Source organism: Leifsonia sp. CL147 (assembly GCF_900114565.1).
GTDB lineage: Bacteria > Actinomycetota > Actinomycetes > Actinomycetales > Microbacteriaceae > Leifsonia.
Genome location: NZ_FOTM01000008.1, coordinates 1 through 5,789, shown reverse-complemented (window position 1 = coordinate 5,789; position 5,789 = coordinate 1). Strand labels below are relative to the sequence as shown.

Here is a 5,789-nt window from a genome sequence, read left to right as displayed (position 1 = left end):
GGTCTTCGCCGAACGCAGGAAACGGAGGAGTTCTGGGCGAGGCCTTCGCCGAACGCAGGAAACGGAGGAGGGTAGCCGCCGGTTGGCAGCTACCCTCCTCCGTTTGCAGCGGTGAGACGCGGGGGCGCGGGGGCGCGGCGGCGAGGCGGTCAGGCCTGCGACAGCTCCTCGGCGACCAGGAAGGCCAGCTCGAGCGACTGCATGTGGTTGAGCCGCGGGTCGCACAGCGACTCGTACCGCGTCGCGAGGGTGGCCTCGTCGATGTGCTCGGACCCGCCCAGGCACTCGGTCACATCGTCGCCGGTGAGCTCCACGTGGATCCCGCCCGGGTTCGTGCCGACCGCGCGGTGCGCCTCGAAGAAGCCCTTGACCTCATCCACGACGTCGTCGAAACGACGCGTCTTGTAGCCGGTCGGCGTGGTGAGACCGTTCCCGTGCATCGGGTCCGTCACCCACAGGGGCAGCGCGTCCGTCTTCTTGATCGCCTCCAGGAGCGGCGGCAGCGCATCCCGGATCTTGCCGGCGCCCATGCGCGTGATGAACGTCAGCCGTCCGGGCTCCCGCTCGGGGTCGAGCTTGTCGATCAGGCGCAGCATGTCGTCGCGAGAGGTGGTGGGACCGAGCTTCACACCGAGCGGATTGCGCACCCGGGACAGGAAGTCGACGTGGGCGCCGTCGAGCTCCCGGGTCCGCTCGCCGATCCACACGAAGTGCGCCGAGGTGTTGTACGGCGTGCCGGTGCGCGAGTCGATCCGCGTCATCGGGCGCTCGTAGTCCATCAGCAGCGCCTCGTGGCTGGAGTAGAACTCCACCCGCTTCAGCTCGTCGAAGTCGGCGCCGGCCGCCTCCATGAACTTGATGGCGCGGTCGATCTCGCGCGCGAGGCCCTCGTAGCGCTGGTTGGCCGGGTTGGCCGCGAAGCCGCGGTTCCAGCTGTGCACCTGCCGAAGGTCCGCGAACCCGCCCTGGGTGAAGGCCCGGATCAGGTTCAGCGTGGATGCGGCGGTGTGGTATCCCTGCACCAGGCGGCGCGGATCGGCCTGGCGCGACTCCGGCGTGAAGTCGTAGCCGTTGACGATGTCGCCGCGGTACGCCGGAAGGGTCACGCCGTTGCGCGTCTCGGTGTCGCTGGAGCGCGGCTTGGCGAACTGCCCCGCCATCCGGCCCATCTTGATGACCGGGACGGAGGCGCCGTACGTGAGCACGACCGCCATCTGCAGCACCGTCTTGACGCGGTTGCGGATCTGGTCCGCGGTCGCCCCCGCGAAGGTCTCGGCGCAGTCGCCGCCCTGCAGCAGGAATGCCCGGCCCTCGGCGGCTCGCGCCAGCCGCTCACGCAGCTGGTCCACCTCGCCGGCGAACACCAGCGGCGGGAGGGTCGCGATCTCGGCAGAGGCCGCGGCCGCCGCCTCGGCGTCCGGCCAGTGCGGCTGCTGCTTGATCGGGAGCGTCCGCCAATACTCCAGGCCCTCGATCACGGACTCGTCTGGTCGCACGACGGGCTCTGTGGTCTGTAGCACTGGTCTTCCGCTCGCTCTGCTGGACCGATGGCTCGCATCGATCGGTGGGTGGGGTGGATACCGAGCCTATCGCGCCTGGGCGTACCGCCGCCGCAGAGGTCCTACCGTGACAGCGTCGCGCGCTTCTCCTTGACCGTGCTGGCGTACACATCCACGTACTCCTGCTCGCCGAGGCGCTGCAGCTCGTACATGATCTCGTCGGTGACCGAGCGCAGGATGAAGCGGTCGCCCTCCATCCCGTCGAACCGCGAGAAGTCGAGCGGCTCCCCGAGGATGATGCCGATGCGGCCGATCTTCGGCAGCCGCGTGCCGATCGGCATGATCCGGGCGGTGTCCACCATCGCCACCGGCACCACCGGGACGCCGGCCTCCAGGATCATCCGTGCGACGCCGGTCCGTCCGCGGTACAGCTTGCCGTCGGGACTGCGGGTGCCCTCGGGGTAGATGCCGAGCATCTCGCCCCGCGCGAGCACCGCCAGGCCGGTGTTGAGGGAGGCCTCCGAGGCCTTGCCGCCGGACCGGTCGATCGGCAGCTGGCCGGTCGCGTTCATGAACGCCCGCGTCGCCCATCCCTTCAGCCCGCGGCGGGTGAAGTAGTCGCTCTTCGCGAGGAACGACACATGCCGGTCGACGACGATCGGCAGGAAGATGGAGTCGATGAACGACAAATGGTTGCTGGCGAGGATGACAGCGCCTTCGGCGGGGACGTTCTCGAGCCCGACGACCCACGGCCGGAAGATCCCGCGCAGGATCGGCCCCGCGATCACGTACTTCATCAGCCAGTAGAACATCGAGTCGAAGCCTATCCCGGGCGGTCGCCTAGAGCGAGGAAGCGTGCAGTCGCGCGAGATCCGCGGCGCCGACGACCCCGGCGTCGTTCACCAGCTCCGCGATCGTGAACTCCGGCTCCGGGTGGAAGCCGCGCGCCGGCAGGTTCTCGAGGTATGCCAGGCGGATCGGCTCGAGCAGCAGCTCCCCCGCCTGCGCGACCCCGCCGCCGAAGACGAACAGCTGCGGGTCGAGGATGGCGCCGAGGCTCGCGCAGGCCTGGCCGAGCCAGTCGCCGAGCTGGCGCAGTGCGGCGAGCGCGCCGGGGTCGCCGGCGGAGATCAGCGCGCTGATGTCGGCTCCGCTCAGGACGCCGGTCCGGGAACGCACGTCGGCGAGGCCCTGGCCGATGCCGCCGGCATCCGCGAGCTCGTTCGCCATGCGCTGGAGCGCCCGTCCCGACCCGTACTGCTCGATGCAGCCGTGCGCACCGCATCCACAGGGCAGACCGCCCGGGACCACGCGCATGTGGCCGATCTCGGCTCCGGCGCCGAAGCCGCCGCGGAACAGCCGGTCGTTGCTGACGATCGCGCCGCCGACCCCCGTCCCGATCGTGAGCACGGCCATGTCCGAGACGAGGCGTCCCGCGCCGTACCGGAACTCGGCCCAGCCGGCCGCGTTCGCGTCGTTCTCGATGATGACCGGGATCTCCAGCCGCTCCTCGAGCTTCTCCCGGAAGGGCTCGTGGCGCCAGTTGATGTTCGGGGCGTAGTACACGGTGGACTGGGCGGCGTCGATGAAGCCGGCGGCCGCCACTCCCGCTCCCGCGATCTCCTCCGGGCCGTCGGAGAGCCGCTCGATCATCGCGACGACCGCGTTCTCGATCTCCTCGGGACGGCTGGCGTCCGTGGGCACCCGGTCCTCCCGCACGATCGTCCCGAACTCGTCGACGACGGCTCCTGCGATCTTGGTCCCGCCGATGTCGATGCCGATCGCGTGCACGTGTGGCCTTCCTGGCTGGGGGTGGCGGGAGGGGCGGTCCCGGCCGTCAGGGAGCACCCGAGCGCGTCCGGCAGGACCATCTAGAGTGTAATCATCCGAATCGGGCGAAGCCATTCGGCCGCACGCCCGTCCGCCGGTATCGAGGGAGCTACCGTGAATCAGATCGAAACACCCGTACTCGTCCCCGCCGACCCGGAGGCCAACGCCACCGACCTGCTCGTCGACCGCGTGACGCAGACCCCGGATCAGCCGCTGTTCAGCCTGCCGGACGGGGACGGCTGGAAGGACGTGACCGCCGCCGAGTTCTACCGCCAGGTGATCGCCCTGGCGAAGGGACTGGTGGCCGCGGGGATCCAGCCGGGGGACAAGATCGGACTCATGTCGAAGACCCGTTACGAGTGGTCCCTCATCGACTTCGCCACCTGGTTCGCGGGCGCGGTCCTCGTGCCGATCTACGAGACCTCCTCCCCCACGCAGATCCAGTGGAACATGGCCGACTCGGAAGCCATCGCGGTCTTCCTCGAGACGGCGGAGATGCACGCGCGGTTCGACGAGGTCCATCCCGAGCTCCCGCTCGTCGGCACGATCTGGCAGCTGCACCTCGGCGATCTGGACAAGCTGGCCGCCGCCGGCGCCGACGTGCCGGACGAGGAGATCGAGCGCCGTCGCCGCATCGCGAAGGGTTCCGACATCGGCACCCTCATCTACACATCGGGCTCGACCGGACGGCCCAAGGGATGCGTCCTCACCCACTCCAACTTCGTGGAGCTCTGCCGCAACTCGGCCGAAGCCCTGAGGGAGGTCGTGCAGCAGCCGGGCGGAGCATCCACTCTGCTCTTCATCACGACCGCGCACATCTTCGCGCGGTTCATCGCCGTCCTGTGCATCACGGGAGGCGTCAAGGTCGGGCACCAGGCGGACACCAAGCAGCTGCTGCCGGCGCTGGCCAGCTTCAAGCCGACGTTCCTGCTGGCGGTGCCGCGCGTGTTCGAGAAGGTGTACAACTCCGCGGAGCAGAAGGCGGAGTCCGCCGGCCGCGGACGCATCTTCCGCGCAGCGGCCGAGGTCGCCGTGGAGCACTCGAAGGCGGTCGAGGCGGGCTCGGTCCCGTTCGGGCTCAAGCTCAAGTTCGCCCTGTACGACCGGCTCGTCTACTCCAAGCTGCGTGCTGCGATGGGCGGCCGGGTGCGGTACGCGGTGTCCGGGTCGGCTCCACTCGGGTCGCACCTGGGCCATTTCTTCCACAGCCTCGGGATCAAGGTGCTCGAGGGCTACGGGCTGACCGAGACGACCGCTCCCGCGACCGTGAACCGGCCGGCCACCTTCACGATCGGCACCGTGGGACCCGCGCTGCCGGGCGTCGACCTCCGCATCGCGGACGACGGCGAGATCCAGGTGCGCGGCATCAACGTCTTCAAGGAGTACTGGAAGAACCCCGAGGCGACGGCCGCCGCGTTCGAGGACGGCTGGTTCCGGACCGGGGACATCGGGTCCTTGGACGAGAACGGCTTCCTCACCATCACGGGCCGGAAGAAGGAGATCATCGTCACCGCCGGTGGGAAGAACGTCTCCCCGGCGGCGCTGGAGGATCCCATCCGCGCCAATCCGCTGGTCGGCCAGGTGATCGTCGTCGGCGACCAGAAGCCGTTCATCTCCGCCCTGGTCACGCTCGACACCGAGATGCTGCCCACGTGGCTGGCGAACAACGGCGAGGACAAGGACATGACCCTCGCCGAGGCGTCCGTGAACCCGGCGGTCAACGCCGAGATCCAGCGCGCCGTCGACCACGCGAACGCCGGGGTGTCGCGGGCCGAGAGCATCCGGAAGTTCGTGGTCCTGGCAACGGAGCTGAGCGAGGCGAGCGGGCACCTGACGCCCAAGCTGAGCATCAAGCGCAACGTCATCCTCGCCGACTTCGCCGACGTCATCGACGGCATCTACAGCGGGAACCCCAGCACGCAGGGCATCTCGCTGGCGCACTGACGTCGCTGTCGAGATTCGTCCTTCCCCTTCCCGTTCGACATCCGTCCTTCCCCTCCCCGTTCGACATTCGTCACGAATGTGCACTTAGACGCGCTCTGAGTGAACATTCGTGACGAATGTCGAAGGGGTCAGACGACGTCGCGCCAGCGAGCTGAGTGCAGATTCGTGACGAATCCCTCTTTGCCAGGCTGGTTGTGAGTCAGGTTGGCTCGGTTTGGGAGGGTTCTGTTTTGGGAGTCACAACGGGTTTTACTGCGGAGGAGATCCGCGAGGTGGTGCATGAGTATCACTTGCAACCGCATGGGACGAAGCTGGCGTGGTTGCAGGCGCGCAGCATCTCCAGGGACAAGATCCGGCGGTGGTCGACGGCGGTTTTCGAGGGCGATATCGAGCGGAGCCTGTTTCCGCGGCAGGCTAGGGCTATGACACATCCCGGGAGGCGAGCCTGGTTGGAACAGCAGCGGGCCAGAGAACGAGCAGCGCATGAGGCCGAGGTGGAGCGGTTGAACGCGCGGG

5 protein-coding genes are annotated in these 5,789 nt (G+C 68.6%); 2 read left to right on the top strand and 3 right to left on the bottom strand.

Annotated features, from left to right (window positions below; translation table 11 throughout):
- Nucleotides 1-149 precede the first annotated feature (149 nt).
- The 3 genes from BM287_RS08720 to BM287_RS08710 all read right to left on the bottom strand — a co-directional run bounded on the left by BM287_RS08720 (nucleotide 150) and on the right by BM287_RS08710 (nucleotide 3,290).
- The gene (locus BM287_RS08720; protein ID WP_090038673.1) at nucleotides 150-1,478 is read right to left on the bottom strand and encodes a class II 3-deoxy-7-phosphoheptulonate synthase; all 1,329 of its coding nucleotides are present in this window, start codon (nucleotides 1,476-1,478) and stop codon (nucleotides 150-152) included.
- Nucleotides 1,479-1,621: 143 nt separating this feature from the next.
- The gene (locus BM287_RS08715; RefSeq protein ID WP_090038675.1) at nucleotides 1,622-2,311 is read right to left on the bottom strand and encodes a lysophospholipid acyltransferase family protein; all 690 of its coding nucleotides are present in this window, start codon (nucleotides 2,309-2,311) and stop codon (nucleotides 1,622-1,624) included.
- Between the two features lie 28 nt (nucleotides 2,312-2,339).
- Nucleotides 2,340-3,290, bottom strand: a complete 951-nt coding sequence (locus tag BM287_RS08710; RefSeq protein ID WP_090038677.1) for an ROK family glucokinase — start codon at nucleotides 3,288-3,290, stop codon at nucleotides 2,340-2,342.
- 153 nt (nucleotides 3,291-3,443) lie between these two features.
- On the opposite strand from BM287_RS08710, the gene BM287_RS08705 reads away from it, so the two are divergent.
- The gene (locus tag BM287_RS08705; protein ID WP_090038679.1) at nucleotides 3,444-5,273 is read left to right on the top strand and encodes an AMP-dependent synthetase/ligase; all 1,830 of its coding nucleotides are present in this window, start codon (nucleotides 3,444-3,446) and stop codon (nucleotides 5,271-5,273) included.
- Nucleotides 5,274-5,428: 155 nt separating this feature from the next.
- On the top strand, nucleotides 5,429-5,789 hold a 361-nt coding region (locus tag BM287_RS17950; RefSeq protein ID WP_090107292.1), incomplete at its 3' end, for a hypothetical protein.